The sequence below is a fragment of the Mixta calida genome (genome assembly GCF_002953215.1).
Lineage (GTDB): Bacteria > Pseudomonadota > Gammaproteobacteria > Enterobacterales > Enterobacteriaceae > Mixta > Mixta calida.
This window is the reverse complement of record NZ_CP026378.1, coordinates 4,217,464-4,240,231: the sequence shown is the minus strand read 5'-3', so window position 1 is coordinate 4,240,231 and position 22,768 is coordinate 4,217,464. Positions and strand designations below refer to the sequence as shown.

At 56.5% G+C, this 22,768-nt stretch carries 24 protein-coding genes; 9 read left to right on the top strand and 15 right to left on the bottom strand.

Going from position 1 to position 22,768, the window contains the following annotated elements; all coding sequences use genetic code 11:
* Positions 1–3 precede the first annotated feature (3 nt).
* The gene (gene cysE, locus C2E16_RS20145; RefSeq protein ID WP_038629086.1) at positions 4–825 is read left to right on the top strand and encodes a serine O-acetyltransferase; all 822 of its coding nucleotides are present in this window, start codon (positions 4–6) and stop codon (positions 823–825) included.
* 18 nt (positions 826–843) lie between these two features.
* On the opposite strand, the gene trmL is transcribed toward cysE, so the two are convergent.
* From trmL to cpxR, 3 genes are read right to left on the bottom strand one after another with little or no spacing between them, the layout of a single operon-like run.
* Positions 844–1,317 (bottom strand): tRNA (uridine(34)/cytosine(34)/5-carboxymethylaminomethyluridine(34)-2'-O)-methyltransferase TrmL, encoded by a 474-nt coding sequence (gene trmL / locus C2E16_RS20140; RefSeq protein WP_038629084.1) that lies wholly within the window; start codon positions 1,315–1,317, stop codon positions 844–846.
* A 34-nt stretch (positions 1,318–1,351) separates the two neighbouring features.
* Entirely contained in the window at positions 1,352–2,725 is a 1,374-nt protein-coding gene (cpxA, locus tag C2E16_RS20135; RefSeq protein WP_038629082.1) for an envelope stress sensor histidine kinase CpxA, read from the bottom strand.
* Entirely contained in the window at positions 2,722–3,420 is a 699-nt protein-coding gene (gene cpxR / locus C2E16_RS20130) for an envelope stress response regulator transcription factor CpxR (protein ID WP_038629079.1), read from the bottom strand. The genes cpxA and cpxR overlap by 4 nt, the downstream gene beginning before the upstream one ends.
* Before the next feature lie 151 nt (positions 3,421–3,571).
* Between cpxR and cpxP the strand changes: the two genes are divergently transcribed.
* The 5 genes from cpxP to C2E16_RS20105 all read left to right on the top strand — a co-directional run bounded on the left by cpxP (position 3,572) and on the right by C2E16_RS20105 (position 8,344).
* Positions 3,572–4,087 (top strand): cell-envelope stress modulator CpxP, encoded by a 516-nt coding sequence (cpxP, locus tag C2E16_RS20125; RefSeq protein ID WP_038629076.1) that lies wholly within the window; start codon positions 3,572–3,574, stop codon positions 4,085–4,087.
* Positions 4,088–4,297: 210 nt separating this feature from the next.
* Positions 4,298–5,194, top strand: a complete 897-nt coding sequence (gene fieF, locus C2E16_RS20120; protein WP_038629073.1) for a CDF family cation-efflux transporter FieF — start codon at positions 4,298–4,300, stop codon at positions 5,192–5,194.
* A 216-nt stretch (positions 5,195–5,410) separates the two neighbouring features.
* Positions 5,411–6,373: a 6-phosphofructokinase gene (gene pfkA / locus C2E16_RS20115; protein ID WP_038629072.1), complete on the top strand. Its 963-nt coding sequence runs from the start codon at positions 5,411–5,413 to the stop codon at positions 6,371–6,373.
* Between the two features lie 141 nt (positions 6,374–6,514).
* Entirely contained in the window at positions 6,515–7,504 is a 990-nt protein-coding gene (locus C2E16_RS20110) for a sulfate ABC transporter substrate-binding protein (RefSeq protein ID WP_038629071.1), read from the top strand.
* An 81-nt stretch (positions 7,505–7,585) separates the two neighbouring features.
* A complete protein-coding gene (locus tag C2E16_RS20105) occupies positions 7,586–8,344 on the top strand; it encodes a CDP-diacylglycerol diphosphatase (protein WP_084969899.1) in 759 nt (252 codons plus the stop codon).
* Positions 8,345–8,384: 40 nt separating this feature from the next.
* Here C2E16_RS20105 and tpiA read toward each other — a convergent pair whose 3' ends face one another.
* Both tpiA and C2E16_RS20095 read right to left on the bottom strand, forming a co-directional pair.
* The gene (tpiA, locus tag C2E16_RS20100; RefSeq protein ID WP_071883720.1) at positions 8,385–9,149 is read right to left on the bottom strand and encodes a triose-phosphate isomerase; all 765 of its coding nucleotides are present in this window, start codon (positions 9,147–9,149) and stop codon (positions 8,385–8,387) included.
* A gap of 124 nt (positions 9,150–9,273) precedes the next feature.
* Entirely contained in the window at positions 9,274–9,876 is a 603-nt protein-coding gene (locus C2E16_RS20095) for a DUF1454 family protein (protein ID WP_038629065.1), read from the bottom strand.
* A 104-nt stretch (positions 9,877–9,980) separates the two neighbouring features.
* Between C2E16_RS20095 and C2E16_RS20090 the strand changes: the two genes are divergently transcribed.
* Complete coding sequence (locus C2E16_RS20090) at positions 9,981–10,433, top strand: DUF805 domain-containing protein (RefSeq protein WP_052133973.1); 453 nt, start codon at positions 9,981–9,983, stop codon at positions 10,431–10,433.
* Here the strand turns inward: C2E16_RS20090 and fpr are convergent.
* The gene (gene fpr, locus C2E16_RS20085) at positions 10,424–11,170 is read right to left on the bottom strand and encodes a ferredoxin--NADP(+) reductase (protein ID WP_038629063.1); all 747 of its coding nucleotides are present in this window, start codon (positions 11,168–11,170) and stop codon (positions 10,424–10,426) included. The genes C2E16_RS20090 and fpr overlap by 10 nt on opposite strands.
* Before the next feature lie 304 nt (positions 11,171–11,474).
* Between fpr and emrD the strand changes: the two genes are divergently transcribed.
* Complete coding sequence (gene emrD / locus C2E16_RS20080; RefSeq protein WP_038629061.1) at positions 11,475–12,653, top strand: multidrug efflux MFS transporter EmrD; 1,179 nt, start codon at positions 11,475–11,477, stop codon at positions 12,651–12,653.
* 3 nt (positions 12,654–12,656) lie between these two features.
* Here emrD and glpX read toward each other — a convergent pair whose 3' ends face one another.
* From glpX to C2E16_RS20065, 3 genes are all read right to left on the bottom strand, one after another.
* Complete coding sequence (gene glpX / locus C2E16_RS20075) at positions 12,657–13,667, bottom strand: class II fructose-bisphosphatase (RefSeq protein WP_084969900.1); 1,011 nt, start codon at positions 13,665–13,667, stop codon at positions 12,657–12,659.
* A gap of 97 nt (positions 13,668–13,764) precedes the next feature.
* Entirely contained in the window at positions 13,765–15,279 is a 1,515-nt protein-coding gene (gene glpK / locus C2E16_RS20070; protein ID WP_038630181.1) for a glycerol kinase GlpK, read from the bottom strand.
* Positions 15,280–15,309: 30 nt separating this feature from the next.
* On the bottom strand, positions 15,310–16,167 hold the full coding sequence (locus tag C2E16_RS20065) for an MIP/aquaporin family protein (protein ID WP_084969901.1): 858 nt from the start codon (positions 16,165–16,167) through the stop codon (positions 15,310–15,312).
* 441 nt (positions 16,168–16,608) lie between these two features.
* Between C2E16_RS20065 and zapB the strand changes: the two genes are divergently transcribed.
* The gene (gene zapB, locus C2E16_RS20060; RefSeq protein ID WP_038629057.1) at positions 16,609–16,848 is read left to right on the top strand and encodes a cell division protein ZapB; all 240 of its coding nucleotides are present in this window, start codon (positions 16,609–16,611) and stop codon (positions 16,846–16,848) included.
* Between the two features lie 105 nt (positions 16,849–16,953).
* On the opposite strand, the gene rraA is transcribed toward zapB, so the two are convergent.
* From rraA to cytR, 6 genes are all read right to left on the bottom strand, one after another.
* Positions 16,954–17,439, bottom strand: coding sequence for a ribonuclease E activity regulator RraA (rraA, locus tag C2E16_RS20055; RefSeq protein WP_038629056.1), 486 nt, complete (start codon positions 17,437–17,439; stop codon positions 16,954–16,956).
* 106 nt (positions 17,440–17,545) lie between these two features.
* Positions 17,546–18,466 carry a 1,4-dihydroxy-2-naphthoate polyprenyltransferase gene (locus C2E16_RS20050; protein ID WP_084969902.1) on the bottom strand — a complete coding sequence of 307 codons (921 nt, stop codon included), beginning with the start codon at positions 18,464–18,466 and terminating at the stop codon, positions 17,546–17,548.
* 154 nt (positions 18,467–18,620) lie between these two features.
* A complete protein-coding gene (gene hslU / locus C2E16_RS20045; RefSeq protein WP_038629053.1) occupies positions 18,621–19,952 on the bottom strand; it encodes an HslU--HslV peptidase ATPase subunit in 1,332 nt (443 codons plus the stop codon).
* Between the two features lie 11 nt (positions 19,953–19,963).
* On the bottom strand, positions 19,964–20,494 hold the full coding sequence (gene hslV, locus C2E16_RS20040) for an ATP-dependent protease subunit HslV (protein ID WP_038629052.1): 531 nt from the start codon (positions 20,492–20,494) through the stop codon (positions 19,964–19,966).
* Positions 20,495–20,584: 90 nt separating this feature from the next.
* Positions 20,585–21,541, bottom strand: coding sequence for a cell division protein FtsN (ftsN, locus tag C2E16_RS20035; protein WP_038629051.1), 957 nt, complete (start codon positions 21,539–21,541; stop codon positions 20,585–20,587).
* Between the two features lie 177 nt (positions 21,542–21,718).
* The gene (gene cytR, locus C2E16_RS20030; RefSeq protein ID WP_084969903.1) at positions 21,719–22,744 is read right to left on the bottom strand and encodes a DNA-binding transcriptional regulator CytR; all 1,026 of its coding nucleotides are present in this window, start codon (positions 22,742–22,744) and stop codon (positions 21,719–21,721) included.
* Positions 22,745–22,768: the final 24 nt, after the last annotated feature.

Genomic DNA, 22,768 nt, shown 5'->3' with positions numbered 1-22,768 from the left:
GCAATGTCGGATGATGAACTGAACATGGTCTGGAATAACATCAAAGCAGAAGGGCGAGCCCTTGCGGATTGTGAACCGATGTTGGCCAGCTTTTTCCATGCGACTTTGCTCAAGCATGAAAATCTGGAAGGCGCGCTGAGCTATATGCTGGCGAACAAGCTGGCTAACGCCATTATGCCAGCCATCGCCATCCGCGAAATCGTTGAAGAGGCTTACCGTCAGGACCCTTCCATGATCGCCGCCGCCGCGCGCGATATTCAGGCCGTGCTGCTGCGCGACCCGGCGATTGATAAATATTCTACGCCGCTGCTTTACCTGAAAGGCTTCCACGCTCTACAGGCCTATCGCATCGGCCATTGGCTGTGGAATGAAGGCCGTCGGGCGCTGGCGGTCTACCTGCAAAACGAAATTTCTGTCTCTTTCGCCGTGGATATTCATCCTGCGGCGCGCATTGGCTGCGGCATTATGCTCGATCATGCCACCGGCATCGTTATTGGCGAAACGGCGGTAGTAGAAAACGACGTCTCCATTTTGCAGTCGGTAACGCTGGGCGGAACCGGCAAAACCAGCGGCGATCGTCATCCGAAGATTCGTGAAGGTGTCATGATCGGCGCGGGCGCGAAGATTCTGGGCAATATTGAAGTCGGACGCGGCGCGAAAATCGGCGCCGGTTCGGTGGTGTTGCAGCCGGTGCCGCCTCATACCACCGCCGCTGGCGTGCCGGCGCGTATTGTCGGCAAACCTGCCAGTGAAAAGCCCTCAATGGATATGGATCAGCACTTTAACGGCACCGTGCCGGGATTTGAATTCGGCGATGGCATCTAATCGACTCAGAACGCGCTGTCAGCTTTTTAACAGCGCGCCGCTATAGTCCAGCTGCCGCCATGCTTCGTATACCACCACGGAAACCGCATTCGACAAATTCATGCTGCGGCTCTGTGCCAGCATTGGAATACGGATTTTTTGCTGCGGCGGCAGGGCGCCCAGAATGGTGTCCGGGAGGCCGCGGCTCTCCGGGCCAAACAGAAGATAGTCGCCCACCTGGTAGCTGACCGCGCTGTGGGCGGGCGTGCCTTTGGTGGTTAGCGCAAACAGACGTTCCGGCTTCTCATTGAGGCAGAAATCCTCGAAGCTGGCGTGGCGTTTAATCGCAGTAAATTCATGGTAATCCAGTCCGGCGCGGCGCAGACGTTTATCATCCCAGGCGAAGCCCAGCGGCTCAATCAGATGCAGCTGGAAGCCGGTATTGGCGCACAGGCGGATGATGTTGCCGGTGTTAGGCGGTATTTCAGGTTCAAATAAGACGATATTCAGCATAAGGCCCCGATAACGAGGGCCGAAGCATACCAAATTAGCGCACAGAGTACAGCGGCAGCCAGATAGTCAGGCGCAGGCCCCCGAGCGGGCTGTCATCCGCTTTTACCCAGCCGCGATGCTGTTGAATGGCGGTTTCCACAATTGCCAGGCCCAGACCGGTCCCGCCTGATTCGCGGTCGCGCGCTTCATCGGTACGGTAGAAGGGACGGAAAATCTGCTCGCGATCTTCCGCGCTGACGCCCGGACCATCATCATCCACATGCGCCGTAATGCCCTGATTATCAACGGAGAAGCTGACCGAGATACGGGAGTGCGAATAGCGCAGCGCGTTGCGGACGATATTCTCCAGCGCGCTTTCCAACGCATGCGGGTTGCCGTACAGCGGCCAGGGCCCCGGAGGATAGGGCACTTCCAGCATTTTTCCCATCTGCTCCGCTTCGAATTTCGCGTCTTCCAGCACGCCGTTCCAGAGATGGTTGGCCTTCATCGCTTCGCTGACCAGCGCATTTTTATGCTGAGTGCGCGACAGCACCAGCAGATCGTTGATCATGCCGTCGAGACGCTGCGCCTCCAGCTCGATGCGCTCCAGCTCTTTGCCTTCCCCATAACGGCGCCGCATGAGCGCCGTCGCCAGCTGCAGGCGCGTCAGCGGCGTGCGCAGCTCGTGCGAGATATCGGACAGCAGACGCTGCTGCGCCGTCATCATCCGTTCCAGCGCGCTGACCATCTGGTTGAAGCTGGAACCGGCGGCAAGAAACTCTTGCGGTCCCGCCTCCAGCTCTGGATGTTGACGCAGGTTGCCGCTCGCCACCTCATCCGCCGCGTATTTGAGCTTACGCGCCGGCTTCGCCAGGCTCCACGCCAGCCACAACAGCAGCGGAGAACTGATCAGCATGGTGACAATCAACAGCAGCAGCGGACGGTCAAACAGCAAGTTGATAAAGTCGAGCTGCGAACTGCTGGCTGGACGCATCAGGTAGAGTTGATAGTTATCCTCGCCGTCACGCACGGCGAACGGACCGACCAGCTCGACGCGGCCATATTTCTTTTTCTGCGGGTGGTCGGCATTGTCAGACTGTCCGATAAAGTTACGGATAATCTGCATTTCATTGTGCTGCGCGCCGATCACGCGCCCTTCGCTGGTGACCAGCAGCAGACGCTGCCCCGGCGGCGCCCACTTATCGATGGCGCGAAACAGCCGACGCCACCACATCAGATCGTTTGGCGGATCCTGCATCAGTTCCGCTTCAACGTGCTGCTCAATCATGGTGCCCTGTCGCTGCTCGCTTTCCAGCAGCGACGTAAGCTGACGCGAGTCGAGCTTAGGAAGCATCAGCACCAGCATCAATACCAGCGCCAGGGTTAACCAGAAGATGGCGAAGATGCGGGTGGTCAAACTGCTTATCATGATGCGGAAACCATCAGGTATCCACGGCCGCGCAGCGTTTTAAACCAGGGGTGGCCGTCGCGGCGCTCAGGCAGTTTACGACGCAGATTGGAGATATGCATATCAATAGCGCGGTCGAAGGGCGTCAGGCGTTTGCCCAGCACTTCCTGGCTCAGATGCTCACGGGATACCACCTGTCCCAGGTGCTGAGCCAGCAGGTAGAGCAGGGTGAATTCGGTGCCGGTCAGGTCCAGCGTCACGTTATCGAAACTGGCCTCCTGACGCCCTGGATTCAGACGCAGGCAGTCAACTTCCAGCGTGGGGGAACTGTTGTCATGCTGCTGCTGCTGTTCGCTCCAGCTGGAACGACGCAAAATCGCGCGGATGCGCGCCACCAGTTCACGGTCATTGAAAGGTTTCGGCAGGTAGTCGTCCGCGCCCAGTTCCAGGCCCAGCACGCGGTCTAATTCGCTGCCGCGCGCGGTCAGCATAATGACGGGCGTTTGGTACTGCTGGCGCAGCTCTTTTAAGGTATCGATACCATTTTTCTTCGGCATCATCACATCGAGCAATAACAGGTCGATCGAGTCGTCAAGCAGGTTCAAAGCCTGTTCGCCATCAGAGGCAACGACAATATTAAACCCTTCCATTTCAAGCAGTTCTTTAAGCAGCGAAGTTAATTCGCGGTCATCATCTACCAACAGGATTTTATTCATTTTCTTAAGCCCTCCGCAGGCAAAATAGCGTGATCGCACACCCCATTCCATCGCTTTACGTAGTTTTACACCCCCTGACGCTAGTTTGCAGCTATCTCTGTAGTCTGGACTTCGTTAAATCAAATGACGCAAACGAATGTGGGAGTAAACGATGCGCAAGGTAACCGCCGTCGTCTTTGCTTCAGCCTCGGTGGTTTTTAGTTACTCCAGCGCATGGGCAGCAGACGTTACGACGATTGACGGGGTGCATCAGCCGGTTGAAACGATGACTGGCAGCATAGCGCAAAATCCGCAAAGCCATATGTTTGACGGCATTAAGCTTTCGGAACAGCAGCGTCAGCAGATGCGCGATCTGATGCAGCAAACGCAATATGAGCGTCCGCCCGTCAACGTGAAAGACTTAGAGACACTGCATAATTTAGTGATTGCAGAAGAATTTAATGAAGCAGCCGTCAGGGCTCAGGCAGAAAAGTTAGCACAGGCGCAGGTTGCGCGGCAGGTCGAAATGTCCCGTATCCGCAACCAGATGTATCACCTGCTAACGCCGCAGCAACAGGCTGTTTTGCAGCAAAGGCATGAGCAACGCATGAATGAGTTGCGCAAGCTAACGAATCTGCAGCAGGTTCCATCGCTGCATGACGCGAGCAGTACCGGCAGTAACCAGTAACATAGTATCCCTGTTTTCCTTGCCATAGACACCATCCCTGTCTTCCCCCGCATGATGCGGGGGTTTTTTTTGCCTGTTTTTCCTTTCTTCTGCGGTAAGCGCGTTCCGTTGCGTCAGCTTACTTACGCCATCGACGATTAGGTTAGATCCGCGACACCCCTTTTTGCCATACTGCTCTTATACTTAGCTTTTACCTTTCGTGGGGTGCGCATGATGGCTTCCTATGCGCGGCTGGTTAACCGGGCCGCGCTGGCGGCAACGGTACTGGCGCTGCTGCTGCTGCTGATTAAAATCTTCGCCTGGTGGTATACCGGATCGGTGAGCGTGCTGGCAGCGCTGGTGGATTCGCTGGTAGATACCGCCGCTTCGCTAACGAATCTGCTGGTGGTGCGCTATTCGTTGCAGCCTGCCGACGCGGAGCATACCTTCGGCCACGGCAAAGCGGAGTCGCTGGCGGCGCTGGCGCAGAGCATGTTTATCTCCGGTTCCGCCCTGTTCCTGTTTCTTACTGGCCTGCAACATCTGGCGCGCCCGGAAACGCTGCATGCGCCGCTGGTCGGCATGGCGGTGACGTTGATTGCGTTGCTCTCCACGTTGCTGCTGGTCACTTTTCAGCGTTGGGTCGTGCGTAAGACGCAGAGCCAGGCGATACGTGCCGATATGCTGCACTATCAGTCCGATGTATTGATGAACGGCGCGATTTTTCTGGCGCTGGCACTAAGCTGGTATGGCTTTGCGCGCGCCGATGCGCTTTTTGCGTTAGCTATCGGCGCATGGATTCTGTTTAGTGCGCTGCGTATGGGCTATGATGCCGTACAGTCGTTGCTCGATCGCGCGCTGCCGGATGCGGAGCGGCAACAGATCGTGCAAATCATCACTACCTGGCCCGGCGTGCAGGGCGCGCACGATTTACGCACCCGTCAGTCCGGTCCTACCCGCTTTATTCAGGTACATTTGGAACTGGATGACAGCCTGCCGCTATTCCAGGCGCATCGGGTTGCCGAGCAGGTTGAACAGGCGCTGTTAAAGCAGTTCCCTGGTTCTGACATCATCATTCATCAGGACCCGTGTTCCGTGGCGCGAACCGAGCCGCAGGGTTTTTTATAGACGAAATTGTGAAATAATATCGGCCTGGCTTTGAGCAAAGCGCCAGACCGGGTTGCGTGAAAGATTTTCCAGAAACTAGTCTGACCTGAATCAATTCAGCATCAGGGCTTTGATATACTATTTGCCAATATGAGTCGGTAAGATCGGACACTGAGCGGGCGTCGAAACTTTCCGGCGTAACGAATTCATCATCAAGTATTGAGTCCAGAGGTAGCCATGATCAAGAAAATCGGTGTACTGACAAGCGGCGGCGACGCCCCAGGGATGAACGCAGCTATTCGCGGTGTAGTCCGCTCCGCCCTGAGTGAAGGCCTGGAAGTTTTTGGCATTTATGATGGCTATCTCGGCTTGTATGAAGACCGTATGATCAACCTCGACCGCTACAGCGTTTCTGACATGATTAACCGCGGCGGCACTTTTCTGGGCTCCGCGCGTTTTCCTGAATTTCGTAATGAAGAAACGCGTCAGGTAGCTATCGAGAATATGAAAAAGCGCGGTATTGACGCGCTGGTGGTGATCGGCGGCGACGGTTCCTATATGGGCGCGAAGCGACTGACGGAAATGGGCTTTCCGTGCATCGGCCTGCCAGGCACCATTGATAACGACGTGGCGGGTACGGACTACACTATCGGCTACTTCACCGCGCTGGAAACGGTGGTTGAGGCCATTGACCGTTTGCGTGATACCTCCTCTTCGCATCAGCGTATTTCTATTGTTGAAGTGATGGGACGTTACTGCGGCGATCTGACGCTGGCGGCGGCGATTGCCGGCGGTTGTGAATTTATCGTGCTGCCGGAAATCCCTTATACCCGCGAAGAGCTGGTTGAAGAGATTAAAGCGGGCATCGCGAAAGGCAAAAAGCACGCCATCGTCGCTATCACAGAGCATATTTGCGACATTGATGAGCTGGCGAAATATATCGAAGCTGAAACCAGGCGTGAAACCCGCGCCACGGTGCTGGGCCACATTCAGCGCGGCGGCGCGCCGGTCGCCTATGACCGTATTCTGGCTTCCCGTATGGGCGCTTATGCGATTGAGCTGCTGCTGCAGGGCTACGGCGGCCGCTGCGTCGGCATCCAGAACGAAAAAATGGTGCATCACGACATCATTGACGCGATTGAAAACATGAAGCGTCCGTTTAAACGCGACTGGCTGGAAACGGCGAAAAAACTTTACTGATGCTCTTCAGGGCGCTGTACCGTCAGCGCCTTTTTATCTCCTCGCTATATTCTATAAAGTAATAAACTCTTATTTTTAATTCTTTAAATCGCTGCTCGCTTTATGTCACGCTTTCGCTAATTAAATTGGGGAGAGCATGCAATGAATAAGTGGAGTGTAGGGCTGGCTGTTTTACTGGCGTCAACCAGCGTGCTGGCGAAGGATATTCAGCTACTGAACGTCTCTTACGATCCGACGCGTGAGCTGTACGAACAATATAACAAAGCGTTCAGCGCCCATTATAAGCAGGAAACGGGCGATAACCTTGTGATCCGCCAGTCGCACGGCGGCTCCGGCAAACAGGCTACTTCGGTAATCAACGGCATTCGCGCCGACGTAGTGACGCTGGCGCTGGCGTCAGACGTGGATGCTATCGCCGAGCGCGGCCGCATTGATAAAGCCTGGATGAAACGTCTACCCGAGAACTCCGCTCCCTACACGTCAACCATCGTTTTCCTGGTGCGTAAAGGCAATCCTAAACAGATCCACGACTGGCCTGATTTGCTGAAGCCCGGCGTGTCGGTCATTACGCCAAACCCGAAAACCTCTGGCGGCGCGCGCTGGAACTACCTGGCGGCCTGGGGCTATGCGCTCGATCAGAACAAGGGCGACCAGACGAAGGCGCAGGCGTTCGTCAAATCGCTGTTTAAAAATGTGGAAGTGCAGGATTCCGGCGCGCGCGGCGCCACCAACACCTTCGTTGAACGCGGCATCGGCGACGTGTTAATCGCCTGGGAGAACGAAGCGTATCTGGCGGTGAACAAGCTGGGCAAAGATCAGTTTGAAATCGTCACGCCCAGCGAATCGATTCTGGCCGAGCCGACGGTTTCCGTCGTCGACCGCGTGGTGGACGAACGTGACACGCGTAAAGTGGCCACTGAATACCTGAAATACCTTTATTCGCCGGAGGGACAGGATATCGCCGCGCAGAACTTCTATCGCCCGCGCGATGAGGCAGTCGCGAAAAAATATGCCAACGTCTTTTCACCGCTGAAGCTGTTCACCGTTGATGATAAATTCGGCGGCTGGACGTCGGCACAGAAAACCCACTTTGCCGATGGCGGTACGTACGATCAAATTATGAAGCGTTAAGCAAAGCGTCTTGAATGATTCACGTGACAATGCTTGCGGAAGCGGCGAGGATTGTCACGAGTCATCAAGGGAATAGCCGCTATGCCGACTGCTGCACGCGCTCTGAAGATCGTTACGGTTGTTGTAGTCTCTCTCTGTATCGCGCTGGGCGTCGCCGCCTGGCGTTTTCATCAAAATGGCGATGCGCTCTGGCGGATGATTAGTCAGCAGTGTATTCCCGGACAGCAAAGTAAAAATAACCCCAGCCCCTGCCAGCGCGTCGATTTTGCGCAGGGTTTCGTCACGCTGAAAGATCGCAATGGCCCTTTACAATATCTGCTCATGCCGGTGGCGCGCATCAGCGGCATTGAGAGCCCGGCGCTGCTCGATGCCGCCACGCCTGACTTTTTCGCGCTCGCCTGGCAACAACGTAGTTTGCTTTCAATGCGGCACGGCGCGGCGGTGCCGGATAGCGTGGCTTCGCTTACCATAAATTCTGAATTTGGCCGCACGCAGAACCAGTTGCATATTCATATCTCCTGCCTGCGCCCGGACGTGCGTCAGGCGCTGGACAGCCTTGCTCCGCAGCTTGATCGGCAGTGGCGGCCGTATACGTTGACGGCGCATCGCTGGCTGATCCGCACGTTAACGCCAGCCGAACTGACGCAGCAGAGCAGTTTTATCCGTTTGTCGCAGGAAGTGCCACAGGCGCAGCAGGAGATGGGGAAATATGGTCTGGCGTTGGCGTCGTTGCCGGACGGAAGACTGGCGCTTATGGCGATTAAGCGTAACTGGTTAGCACTGAATCGGGGTTCGGCGGAAGAGTTGCAGGATCATCGCTGCGCGATGTTATCGCCATAGCGGAAAAGAAACGGGCGGCGTCTTCACCGCCCGTGAAACATCAGGCTTTCGCTGCGGCTGCTGCCTTCACGATAACGGCAAAGGCGTCAGCTTTCAGCGAGGCGCCGCCGACCAGCGCGCCGTCGATGTCCGGCTGCGCGAACAGCTCCGCGGCGTTTTTATCGTTAACAGAGCCGCCATACTGAATGATGACCTGCTCAGCCACTTTCGCGTCTTTCTTCGCGATATGGTCGCGAATGAATTTATGCACCGCCTGCGCCTGCGCCGGAGTAGCAGATTTGCCGGTGCCGATTGCCCAGACTGGCTCATAGGCGATAACAACGCCGTTGAAAGCCTCTGCGCCCTGAGTTTCCAGCACGGCGTCGATCTGACGCGCGCAAACTTCTTCGGTTTTACCCGCTTCGTTTTCCGCTTCGGTCTCACCGATACAGAGCACCGGGATCAGGCCCGCAGCTTTCAGAACGGCGAATTTTTTCGCAATAAATTCATCGCTCTCTTTATGGTAAGTACGACGTTCTGAATGGCCGATAATGATGTAGCGCGCGCCGATATCTTTCAGCATCTCGGCAGACACTTCACCGGTAAACGCGCCGGACAGGTTCACATCAACGTTCTGGGCGCCCAGTACGATCTGGCTGTCGCCCAGCGCCTGCTGCGCCTGATCCAGATACATCACTGGTGGGGCGATGGCGACGCCACAGCCCTGAACGGCGTTCAGCTCTTTACGCAGCCCGTCGATCAGCTCGCTGACCATTTTTTTGCTGCCGTTCAGCTTCCAGTTACCCATAACTAACGGATGTCGCATCATATCCTCCACGTGTAACGCTATACCAGTAAAGTACACTGCCCGCCGGGCAGCGATGTCTGCCAGACAGTATAGAGATCTTGAACCTGAATGGCTTTGCTTTTCGTCATTTTTGCCGCGATGTTCAGGGTGCTGACAACGCGAGCTTAATCGGTTCAACAGCGAAAGTTAGCCCCTTTTCACCATTATCCGCTACCACAAAGCGCAGCGCGCCTTCCGTCTGGGCGTAATAGCGCGATCCTTTGCCCTTGTTTAACAGCTCGCTCAGCCGCTTGCCGCTCTCTTCCTGCGAGCGCGTCGGCGAGAAAAAGCGCAGCATTGCCGCCATATAGGCCTGCGCTTTTTCCTGCGCCGCCTTTTCTTCCGGGCCAGGAATCGGCAGCCAGGTAATTTGCAGCGTTTTTATTTTGCCGGTACCGGGCTCCAGCGCGGTGGAGGCATAAAGCGTTTCGCTGATTTTGCTGGCGGCGCGCGTCAGATTGCTTTTATCGAGCCGACTGTCGACGGCGCGATATTCGCTGAGCGGCAGATCAGGATTCGCCGCATTATATTTTTCCCGAAACTGCGCGATGGTCATATCAAACGTCGGCGCTCCCGGCAGCAGATAAGGCGCTGTGGGCATTGCATCGCTACGCGTTGACGTCTCGTCGGCTCGCGCCGTCGTGCTCGTCAGTAGCGCAAGCAGTAACAGCAGCGGCGTCAGCAAAGTGCCTGGCGCTTTCTTCATTTTTTCTGCCCTGTCCAGTAAACTCAGCCAAGATTAGAACGGTTTTTACCCGCCAAAGTCAAAAACTGCGGCAACCATTTTATAGTTTTCCTCGGGACGAAAAAATGACGCTACAGCAATGGTGTTTCTCCTATCGCGGCCGCCTGGGGCGACGAGATTTCTGGATTTGGCAGTTAGTCTGGTTGTTGACCATGACCGCGCTTTTCGTCCTCGCGGGAAATGATTTGCTGGATACGCAGATGGCGGCGTTTGGCGTGGTGTGTTTGCTGTGGCCAGCCAGCGCCGTGCTGGTGAAACGGCTGCACGATCGCAATCGCCGCGGCTATTGGGCGCTGCTGCTGATTGTCGCCTGGATGCTGCTGGCGGGAAACTGGGCGGTGCTGGGGTCGGGTTGGCAGCTGGCGCTGGGCCGTTTAGCGCCGACGCTGATTCTGGCGGCGATACTGATCGAGTCGGGGCTGCTAACCGGATCGTCAGGCGCTAACCGCTTTGGCCAGCCCGCGCAGCCGGTGAACTATTTCGGCAAGCGCGGCACAGGGAATAGTACTCACCAGTAGTGTTCGCTGGTGATATGGCCCGGTTTGCGGCGCAGATGCTTGCGCATTTCTCGCGTGTCTTTCAGCAATTGCTGGGTGTCGCGCACCATTTGCGGGTTGCCGCACAGCATAATATGGCTGTTTTCCGCCGTTATCGGCAGGCCCACCGCCTGCTCAAGCTGGCCGCTTTCAATCAGCGCAGGCACGCGTCCGGTTAGCGCGCCGGGCGCCGTTTCACGACTTACCACTGTCTGGATGCGCAGCTTGCCGTTATAGCGTTCCGCCAGCTGCTGCATCAGCGGCAGATAGCTTAAATCGGCGGCGTAACGCGCCGCATGCACCAGCACAATATGTTCGAAGCGCGCCATGCCCTCTCCCTGTTGCAGAATGGAAAGGTAAGGGCCGATTGCCGTGCCGGTCGCCAGCATCCATAGCGTCTGACATTCAGGGATCTCATCCAACACGAAAAAACCGGCGGCCTCTTTCGTTATCATCAGGCTGTCGCCAGGCTTCAGCGCGTGCAGTCGCGGGCTGAGCTTGCCTTCCGGCACATTCACCAGATAGAACTCCAGATCGGGGCTGGCGGGCGCATTAACGTAAGAGTAGGCGCGCTGAACGCGTTCACCCTCTACTTCCAGCGCCAGCTTAGCGAACTGGCCGGCAATAAAAGGCGCGACGGGAGCATGTACCTTGATGCTGAATAAATTCTCCGTCCAGTGCGTGACCTCGCTTACGTTGCCATTAACCCATTCAGCCATTGCGCTTCCTCCACCTCATTAACGTAGTGCCTATCTTCGTCACTTGGGCGCGCTTTTTCCAGCCCGCGCGTTATCCGAAAGCTCTGGGCGACAAAAAGGGGCGGCACTTTGTGCTGCCGTACAGTTAGTTTTACAAAGAAGGTCAATTTCTGCTGACAGAATGGCTAAAAATCTTTATTGCGCTGTCATTTCTTTCTCTACGCGAACTGCTATTTTTGCCGCCATCAATCCTGTTTCGCCTGCTGATTTGCTGTTCAAACGCTAAACGGCAGGCTTTCATTCTGTAATTTTCATCTAAGTGGCTATGAAAAAATTAGAAAACGGACATCTGTTGCTGATGCTTATCGTTCTGGTGGCGGTTGGGCAAATGGCGCAAACCATCTATGTCCCGGCGATGGCCACCATTGCTGAAGCGTTTAACGTGCGCGACGGCGTGATGCAGCGCGTGATGGCGGCTTATCTGATGACCTACGGCGGCTCGCAGCTGTTTTACGGCCCGCTGTCAGACAGCATCGGCCGCAAGCCGGTGATCCTCGCGGGCATGATTGTCTTTATGGTGGGCGCGCTTGGCGCGCTGTTTGCGCCGTCGATCGACTGGCTGGTGGCGGCGAGCGCGGTACAGGGGCTCGGCACCGGCGTAGCGGGCGTGATGGCCCGTACCATGCCGCGCGATCTCTATTCCGGTAGCGCGCTGCGTCAGGCGAATAGCCTGCTGAATATGGGCATCCTGTTCAGCCCGCTGGTGGCGCCGCTGATCGGCGCGATGCTGACGCGCCTGTTTGGCTGGCATGCCTGCTTCGCTTTTCTGCTGCTGCTCTGTCTGATAGTTACCGGCGCGATGGCGCGCTGGTTGCCGGAAACGCGTCCGCCGGTTAGCGAAACGCGCCCGCTGTTTTCCCGCTATCGACCGCTGCTGAGCGATCGCATCTTTGTGCGCTATTTGCTGATGCTGATTGGCGCGCTGGCGGGCATCGCGGTGTATGAATCAAGCTGCGGCGTGTTAATGGGCGGCGTGCTGGGTCTCGATGCGATGACGATCAGCATTCTGTTTATCCTGCCGATCCCGGCAGCTTTCTTCGGCGCCTGGTTTGCGGGCCGGGATGATAAAAGCTTTCATACGTTGATGTGGTATGCGGTGAACAGCTGCCTGCTGGCGGCGGCGCTGATGTGGCTGCCGTCATGGTTCGGCATTATGAATATCTGGACGCTTCTGGTGCCCGCGTCTCTGTTCTTCTTCGGGGCGGGTATGATGTTTCCGCTGGCCACCTCCGGCGCGATGGAGCCTTACGCCTGGCTGGCGGGCACCGCCGGCGCGCTGATCGGCGGCCTGCAAAATCTCGGTTCAGGGCTGGTGGCCTGGCTTTCGGCGCAGTTGCCGCAGAACAGCCAGTTCAGTCTCGGCATGCTGATGTGCGCCACCGCCCTGTTGATGCTGTTCTGCTGGTGGCCGCTTTCTAAAGGCCCGCAGCCGCAGGCGGTTTAACCATCACAGAATCCACTGATGCAGCGCCGTATCCTTGCGGTCGAGATAATGAATCGACTGGATACGGCGTATAGTGCGCGATTTGCCGCGGATCAGCAGGGTTTCGCTGGTGGCGATATTGCCCTGACGCGTGATCCCTTTCAGCAGGTCGCCGCTGGTGATGCCGGTGGCGGCGAAAATCACATTATCGTTGCGCGCCATCATCTCCAGCGTCAGCCGTTCGCCGGCGTTAATGCCCATCTCCCGGCAACGCGCCAGCTCATCTTCGCCCAGTCGGCGGTTTTCCTCGCTTTCGCCTTTAACTTCATGACGCGGCAGCAGACGGCCCTGCATATCGCCATCCAGCGCACGAATAACTGCCGCTGACACCACGCCTTCCGGCGCGCCGCCGATGCCGTACAGCACGTCTACTTCGCTGTCGGGCATACAGGTCAGGATAGAGGCGGCGACGTCGCCATCGGGAATAGCGAAAATACGCACGCCCAGCTGCTGCATCTGTTTGATAACCGCATCGTGACGCGGCTTGGCCAGAATCGTTACCGTCAGTTCATTAAGGGATTTGCCCAGCGCGGCGGCGATGTTTTTCAGGTTGGTTTCCAGAGGCAGGTTCAGATCGATATAGCCTTTTGCCGCTGGGCCGACGATCAGCTTCTCCATATACATATCTGGCGCGTGCAGAAAGGTGCCCCGGTCGCCGACCGCCAGCACCGCCAGCGCATTGGCCTGTCCCATGGCGGTCATTCGCGTGCCTTCGATAGGGTCAACCGCGATATCCACCGCATCGCCGTTGCCGGTGCCGACCTTCTCGCCGATATAGAGCATCGGTGCCTCATCGATTTCGCCTTCGCCGATAACAATGCGGCCGTCGATATCGACTTTATTCAACATAATGCGCATGGCGTTGACCGCCGCGCCGTCCGCCTGGTTTTTATCGCCGCGGCCCAGCCATTTATAGCCAGCCAGCGCGGCCGCTTCGGTAACGCGGGAAAATTCAATGGCGAGTTCTCGTTTCATGACCAGCCTCTGAAGAAAACAAATGAGGCGAAAGTGTATCACAGCGGGGGAGGGCGGGAGAAAAGCCCGCGCCGGATGGCGACGCGGGCCTGAAGCGTTATTCCTCGTGTTCTTCCCATGCCTGAGCGCGGGCCACGGCTTTTTTCCAGCCAGCGTAGCGATAATTACGCTCCGTGGTCTCGATACTGGGGCGGAATTCACGTTCTATCACCGCTTTTGCGCGCACCTCATCCAGATCTTCCCAGAAACCGACCGCCAGACCCGCCAGGTAAGCGGCGCCCAGCGCGGTTACCTCACGTACTTCCGGCCGCTCAACACGCGTGCCAAGAATATCGGACTGGAACTGCATCAGGAAGTTGTTAGCTACGGCGCCGCCGTCAACGCGCAGCGATTGCAGGCGAGTATTGGCATCGTTCTGCATCGCTTCCAGCACATCGCGCGTCTGATAAGCGATCGATTCCAGCGTAGCGCGAATAATGTGATTGGCATTGGCGCCGCGCGTCAGGCCAAACAGCGCGCCGCGGGCATACGGGTCCCAGTAGGGCGCGCCAAGGCCGGTAAAGGCTGGAACCATATAGACGCCGTTGGAGTCCTTCACTTTCATCGCGAAGTATTCTGAATCGGCGGAATCGCTGATCAGCTTCATCTCGTCGCGCAGCCACTGAATAGAGGCGCCGCCGATAAACACCGCACCTTCCAGCGCATAGTTCACTTCACCGCGCGGACCGCAGGCGATAGTGGTCAGCAAGCCGTGCGTGGAGGTTACTGCTTCGGTGCCGGTGTTCATCAGCATAAAGCAGCCGGTGCCGTAAGTGTTTTTCGCCATTCCCGGCTGCACGCACAGCTGGCCGTACAGCGCCGCCTGCTGGTCGCCCGCGATGCCGGCGATAGGAATACGGGTGCCGCCTTTACCGCCGATGTTGGTCTGGCCGTAGACTTCGGAGGAAGATTTCACTTCCGGCAGCATTTCACGCGGAATATCGAGGATATCCAGCATGCGCTGATCCCACTCCAGCTTATGGATGTTATACATCATGGTGCGTGACGCATTGGTGTGGTCGGTAATATGCACCCGACCCTGCGTCATTTTCCAGATAAGCCAGGTATCGACGGTGCCGAACAGCAGTTCGCCGCGTTTCGCCCGCTCGCGCGCGCCTTCGACATGATCCAGAATCCATTTTACTTTGGTGCCAGAGAAGTAGGGATTAATTACCAGGCCGGTGGTGTGCTGGATATACTCTTCCAGGCCCTCTTTCTTCAGTTTCGCACAGTAGTCCGCCGTGCGCGGATCTTGCCAGACGATAGCGTTATAGATCGGCTTGCCGGACTCTTTATCCCAGACAATCGCCGTTTCGCGCTGGTTGGTAATGCCGATTGCGGCGATCTGATCGGAGCGAATATCCGCATGTGCCAGCACTTCTACCAGCGTGGAGCTTTGCGAAGCCCAGATGTCCATGGGATCGTGTTCAACCCAGCCCGCTTTCGGGTAGATCTGGGTAAATTCGCGCTGGGAAACCGCGATAATGTTGGCGTCATGATCGAGAACAACGGCGCGGGAGCTGGTTGTGCCCTGATCGAGCGCGACAATATATTTTTTATCTGTAGACATAATCATTTCCTGATGTGCAAAGATTGAACACGGTTACGCTTTACGCTGTTCAGCTCGCGCGACGGGCTTATCGGCTTCGGTTTTTTGCGTCACGTTAAGGTTACAGGGCAGGTGACGGCAAATCAGTGAGCGATATCCCCATGCGCCAAGACAGGCACCGACCAGCGGGCCAAAAATCGGCACGAGGAAATAAGGGATATCACGCGCGCCGGTAAAGGCGACGCTGCCCCAGCCTGCCATCCAGGCAAAAATTTTCGGGCCGAAGTCGCGCGCCGGGTTCAGGGCGAAGCCGGTTAGCGGTCCCATCGCGCCGCCGATAACGGCAACCAGCAGACCGATAAGCAGCGGGGCCAGCGGGCCGCGCGGCACGCCGTTGCCGTCATCGGTCAATGCCATAATCACCGACATCAGAACGGCGGTAATCACCATCTCGACTAAAAACGCCTGACCTACGCTGATATGCGGGTTAGGATAGGTCGAGAAGATACCGGCCAGATCAAGGCTTTCCACGCTGCCGCGCACCAGCTGATGGCTGGCTTCATAGTCGATAAACAGGTTGTAGTAGAGCCCGTAAACCAGCGCTGCGGCGCTAAATGCGCCAGCTACCTGCGCCACAATGTAAGGCACGACTTTACGCCCTTCAAAGTTGGCGAAAAGACAAAGCGCGACGGTAACGGCTGGGTTCAGGTGCGCGCCTGAAACGCCCGCTGTCATATAGGCAGCCATGGAAACAGCCAGGCCCCAGATAATGCAGATTTCCCACTGACCGAACGCGGCGCCAGCCAACTTCATTGCGGCAACACAGCCAGCGCCGAAGAAGATGATCATGCCGGTTCCGAGAAATTCGGCAATGCACTGACCTTTAAGTGTGCTAGTTGCTGTCTGACTCATAATGAAATTCCTGAAGGCGAGGTTAAATTTTATCAATCGTTGTTTTCATTCCATTGAACCGCCCGAACAAATGTGGGGCTGTTGTAAATTTATCGTTAACGCGCATAAACGAGAAATAGCGAAATTGAAATCTGTGTGCTCCATCAAAAAAATGCGCGTTTTCGCGTCTTTTGCTGTTCCTTAAACATCATTTTTGGCGCCGGAAGCATCGCGTTACGCTCATTTTATTAACAAAAGCGCGATTATCGGCCATTCGGCGCCCTGAACGCTTTCGGCATAAGCTGAAAATTGTTACAGACTGCGCTTCACCGCCGTTCGCCGCTGGACTTGGGCTGTGCGGCTACTTACAATCGGTGTGTTACGGTTTTTAACGGAGTTTTGTGATGTCTCGTCGTCTGCGGCTGGCATCATCAACGCCTTGCGATTAGGAGAAGTCATAGAATGTCATTTGAAGTATTCGAGAAACTGGAAGCGAAAGTACAGCAGGCGATTGATACCATCACCTTGCTGCAGATGGAAATCGAAGAGCTGAAAGAGCAGAACAATACTCTGAAGCATGAGGTACAGCAGGCCTCGGGAAACAGCGAAGCGCTGGTTCGTGAAAACCAGCAGCTGAAAGAAGAGCAAACGCAGTGGCAGGATCGCCTGCGGGCTTTGTTAGGTAAGATGGAAGAAGTGTAATCCGTTGGGATGCTGCTTTCATCAACCATAAAAAACGGGTGCCCAGGCACCCGTTTTTGCTGACGTGATTCTTCGCGCCTCAGCGCAAGAGCATCACATTCAGCGCTATTCAATATCCAGCGGATCTTCTGACAGAATAATTCCAGTGTTATCGGCGTATAAATGGTCGCCAGAGAAAAAGGTGACGCCGCCGAAGTTGACGCGCACGTCGCTTTCGCCAATGCCTTCGCCCGCCGCGCCTGCGGGGATCGCCGCAATCGCCTGAATGCCGATATCCAGCTCTTCCAGGTCATCGACCTGACGCACGGAGCCGTATACGACGATACCTTCCCATTCGTTCTGCACCGCCAGCTGAGCCAGCGCCGCATCTACCAGCGCGCGCCGCACCGAACCGCCGCCATCTACCAGCAGCACACGACCCCGGCCATTTTCTTCCAGCAGATCGTATAACAGGCCGTTGTCCTCGAAACATTTTACCGTCGTGATTTGGCCGCCAAACGAGGTGCGACCCCCAAAATTGGAGAAGAGCGGTTCAACCACGTTTACATCTTCGTGGTAGATGTCGCAGAGTTCGGAAGTGTCGTATTTCATAGGATTTTCGTCTGTTTGCCACAGGAGCGGTAAGTATATCGCTTTATTCAAGTTGTTGGCAAAATCATCAACCCGCAAAAATTGCGTTATATCAGCTATAAGACGATCAAAGCAGTACGCCAAGAGAAAACAGCACGTTAGCTAACAGCGCCGCCTTTACCGTCTTCTCCAGCATCGGCCGCATGGCGCCGGGGGACTTTTCACGAAAAATATAGAGGCCCTGGCGCCAGAACAGCGGAGCGGTCAGCAAAAATAGCCAGCGTCCCCAGCCGTGCTGACCGGTCCACGCAAACGCGGCGAAACAGAGCAGCGCGCCGCTCAGCAGCAGCAGATGGTAGCGTCGCGCATTGTCTGCGCCCAGCCGTACTGCCAGCGTCATTTTGCCGCACTGCCGATCCGTTTCTATGTCGCGCAAATTATTGATATTCAACACCGCCGCCGCCAACAGGCCGCAGGCGGTGGCGGGCAGCAGCACTAACGGCTGAACGCTGTGGCTTTGCAGATAGAAGCTGCCGCTGACGCCCAGCCAGCCGAAGAAGATCAGCACCGAGAGATCGCCCAGCCCAAGATAGCCGTAAGGCTTTTTGCCGACGGTGTAGGCAATCGCCGCAATGACGGCCAGCGCGCCCAGCAGCAGAAAACTCACTACGTCGCCGATGGTATGGCACGCGTAGCGGATCAGCACGCCGCCGCAAATCAGCGCCAGTCCGGTCACCGCGATAATGCCCGCGCGCAGCTGCAACAGCGTGATGGCGCCCTTTTGAATGCCGCGCAGCGGGCCGAGGCGGTTGCTGCCGTCGCTGCCTTTCACCGCGTCGCCGTAGTCATTGGCCAGATTAGAGAGCACCTGTAACAGACCGCTGGTCAGGAAACAGAGCAGGGCGACGGTCAGGCTGAACTGACCCTGCCACCACGCCAGCGCCGAGCCGGTCAGAATAGACGCGAACGCCAGCGGCAGCGTGCGCAAACGCAGGCTTTCCAGCCAGCCCCGGAAATGAAAGGTGGTTATTCGTTGAATATATTCCATAAGCGTAACCGCAGCCGACTCTAATTAAAAAGGGGTAGATGAAGTCTACGGCGGCACCCTGTCAGACGCCTTAATCTTCGTCAAATTGCAGGAGGGTTAAAAAGCGGTCATAAAAAAGGAGGCCGAAGCCTCCTTAGAAAGATAAAGCCGCCGGTTACAGAATGAAGCGGCTGAGATCTTCGTCCGCCACCAGCTCATCCAGATGTTGAGACACATAATTGGCGTCAATGGTAATGCTGTCGCCGCTGCGGTCGCTGGCGTCATAGGAGATATCCTCCATCAGACGTTCCAGTACGGTGTGCAGACGACGCGCGCCGATATTTTCCGTGGTTTCGTTAACCTGCCAGGCGGCTTCGGCGATACGGCGGATGCCATCGTCAGTAAAGCTGATATTAACGCCTTCGGTCGCCATCAGCGCCTTGTACTGTACGGTCACAGAAGCGTTGGGCTCGGTCAGGATGCGCTCGAAATCATTGACGGTCAGCGCCTGCAGCTCAACGCGGATCGGCAGACGACCCTGCAGTTCCGGGATGAGGTCTGACGGGCTGGCGACCTGGAAAGCGCCGGAGGCGATAAACAGAATATGGTCTGTTTTCACCATGCCGTGCTTGGTGGAGACGGTGCAGCCCTCCACCAGCGGCAGCAGATCGCGCTGTACGCCTTCACGTGAAACGTCCGGGCCGGAGGTCTCGCCGCGCTTACAGATTTTATCGATCTCATCGATAAATACGATGCCGTGCTGTTCGACGGCGTCGATTGCTTCCTGCTTCAGCTCTTCCGGGTTAACCAGCTTGGCCGCTTCTTCTTCGATCAGCAGCTTCATCGCATCTTTGATCTTCAGCTTGCGCGGCTTCTGCTTCTGACCGCCCAGGTTCTGGAACATCGACTGCAGCTGGCTGGTCATCTCTTCCATGCCCGGAGGCGCCATAATTTCAACGCCCATCGGCGCGGCGGCCAGATTGATTTCAATCTCTTTGTCGTCCAGCTGGCCTTCGCGCAGCTTTTTACGGAACGACTGGCGGGCTGCGGACGGCTCGGCGCTTTGCTCCGGCTGGCCCCAGTTGTTTTTCGCTGGCGGGATCAGCACGTCAAGAATACGTTCTTCCGCCATCTCTTCGGCGCGGTAGCGATTTTTTTCAATCGCCTGCATGCGCACCATTTTCATCGCCGCATCGGTCAGATCGCGGATAATGGAATCCACTTCTTTACCGACGTAGCCGACTTCGGTGAACTTGGTCGCTTCAACCTTAATAAAAGGCGCGTTTGCCAGCTTGGCCAGACGACGGGCGATTTCAGTTTTACCCACGCCGGTTGGGCCGATCATCAGAATGTTTTTAGGCGTAACTTCATGGCGCAGATCTTCTTCCAGCTGCATACGACGCCAGCGGTTGCGCAGGGCGATCGCCACAGCTCGCTTGGCGCCATCCTGGCCGATGATAAACCTGTTCAGTTCGCTGACAATCTCGCGCGGAGTCATTTCAGACATAATTTCGATCCTTACGCTTTGGACGCTAATTCTTCAATAGTCAGATTGTGGTTGGTGTAGATGCAGATGTCACCTGCGATACCCAACGCTTTTTCAGTAATGTCGCGCGCGCTCAGCTCGGTGTTTTCCAGCAGCGCGCGGGCGGCGGCCTGGGCATACGGACCGCCGGAACCGATAGCGATCAGATCGTTTTCAGGCTGAATGACATCGCCGTTGCCGGTGATAATCAGGGACGCGTTTTCATCCGCCACCGCCAGCAGCGCTTCAAGCTTGCGCAGCATACGGTCGGTGCGCCAGTCTTTAGCCAGTTCCACCGCGGCTTTGACCAGGTGGCCCTGATGCATTTCCAGCTTACGTTCAAACAGTTCGAACAGGGTAAAAGCATCTGCGGTGCCGCCGGCAAAACCTGCAATCACTTTGTCATGGTAGAGACGACGCACTTTTTTGACGTTGCCTTTCATTACGGTATTACCGAGCGTAGCCTGGCCATCACCGCCAATTACTACCTGGCCGTTGCGTCGTACACTTACTATCGTTGTCACGGGCAGACCCCTTGTTACAGTGGAAAAAGAGCTCCGCGCAGCGTGACGCGGAGCCTAATGCAACAAGATATGGGGCAGGTTTAGAGGGTTTCAACCCCCAAGAGCGAGAGGAATGCAGCTGGAGTGACCGGCGCTGCGCAGGCGTTTTAATGTGCTGTCGGCGCTGGCGCGGCTGTTGTACGGACCGATAACCACGCGGTTCCAGCCGCCACCGCTGGTGATGCGGCTTTCAAAGCCTTCAAACGCCAGCTGCGCGCGCACCGATTCCGCCTGATCGCTGCCTTTAAAGGAGCCGCATTGCACCATCCAGCGCTGAGACTTCTCTTTTTCCACCGCTTTGGCTTTCGCCGTCTCCTGCTGTTTAACCCGGTTGTTATCCTGCGTTTTCGGCGCGTTTTGCGGCAGCATATGCTGCGTTTGCGCAGGCGGATTATATTGCTGCTGAGCACGCTGCTGTTGTAACTGCTGCTGTTGTGCGCGCTGTTGTTGCTGTAGGACGCGCTGCTGCTGCATTTGCTGTTGCTGCTGCAACTCCAGCTGTTGCTGGGCGCGCTGTTGTTGCATCTGTTGCTGCTGTTGACGCTGTAGCGTCTGCTGACGCTGCACCGGCGTCTGTTCGTTCCACGGCACTTCGTTCAGCTGCGTTGGCGCCTGACGCATATCGGCCTGCATCTGCTCAAGCAGCTGGCGCTGTTCATCGGTAAGCTGCGTCTGAGAATGGACTTCCCCGCCGGCGGACGGTTCTTTCGGCACCGGTACGCCGATCTGCCGGTTTTCCAGCTCTTTGATATATTTCCAGCGCTCTTCCGGTTTAGGCGGCAAACCGTTGCCGCTGACTTTATGATCGGGGATAACAGGCGTTTCTTCTTTTTTATGGTGAGCGATAAACCACAGCCCGCCAACAAAAGTCACCAGCACCGCAACCGCCAGCCCTATCATAATTTTAGAAACACCGGAGCTGCCATTGCGCTTTTTGCTGCGGCTATTGCTTTTCTTGCGACGCGTCCCTGTCGAACGCCCGCGGCCTACATAATCTTTTTGTGCCACTAATCGTTCCGCTAATTCAAAGAAGAAAATGCCTGCCGGATAAGAGGGCGCTGAGTGAGGGCGGCGGCGCAGCTATCCGGCTGTCAGCCCGCCATGTTACTCAAGGGCTGGAAGTTTGACCAGCAGGGAGTCGTTTAAGAATCTGCTGAAATTGCCTGATACACGGCATTTTCCGGCTTAGCTGGCGTGTATTGTGCTTCCGCGCAGTTTTAATTCAAACTCCAGCAGACGCGAGCCGTTGCGGACGATTTTCCCCTGCAGCTGCTCCAGCAGCAGCAGCATCGCTTCCCGCCCCAGCGCAAAGCGTGGCTGCGCCACCGTAGTCAGCGGCGGATCGCTGTAGCGGGCGAGTTCAATATCATCAAAACCCACCAGCGAGAGATCCTGAGGAATACGCAGCCCCATGCTTTTCGCCTGCGACATCGCGCCCAGCGCCATAATGTCGTTATGGCAAAACAGCGCCTCAGGCGGCTTCGGCAATGCCATCAGACGCTTGAAGGCCGCGGCGCCCGCTTCAAAGGTAAAATCGCCGCGGACGATATAGCGCGGCTCTACTTCTTGTCCGTGGCGACGCAGCGCCTGAATGTAGCCCTGCAAACGGTAGTGACTGAGCGGCATCTCTTCTGGCCCGGCAATGCAGGCGATGCGGCGATGCCCAAGTTGCCAGAGGTGATTCACCGCTTCGAAAGCCGCCGTCAGGTTATCGATATGGACCGTCGGCAGTTCCAAATCCGGCGCAAATTCGTTCGCCATCACCATCGGCGGCAGGTTGCGTTGTTCTTCAACGCCAGTATCGAAGGGCACCTGCGAACCAAGCAGCACCATGCCGTCGATCTGGCGCGTCAGCATCAGACTGAGAAAGGTTTTTTCCTGCTGATTCTGATGAGCGCAGTCGCCAATCAGTACCAGATAGCCTTCCGCCGCCGCGGTCACTTCCACGCCGCGGATAATTTCACTGAAAAAGGGATCGCAGATATCGGGGACAATTACCAGAATGGTGCGTGATTCGCTGCGCTTAGCATTGCGCGCCAGGGCATGCGGAGAGTAGCCGACGTCAATAACCGCCTGTTCTACTTTCTGGCGGGTCGCCGCTGAGACCTTTTCTGGATTCATCAGCGCGCGGGATACGGTGGCGGTTGAGACTCCCGCACGTTCAGCCACATGTTTCATCGTAGCTGCCGTCGACTCCTGGTTCTGCTCCAACGCTTTCCTCCTCGCACGGGTTGT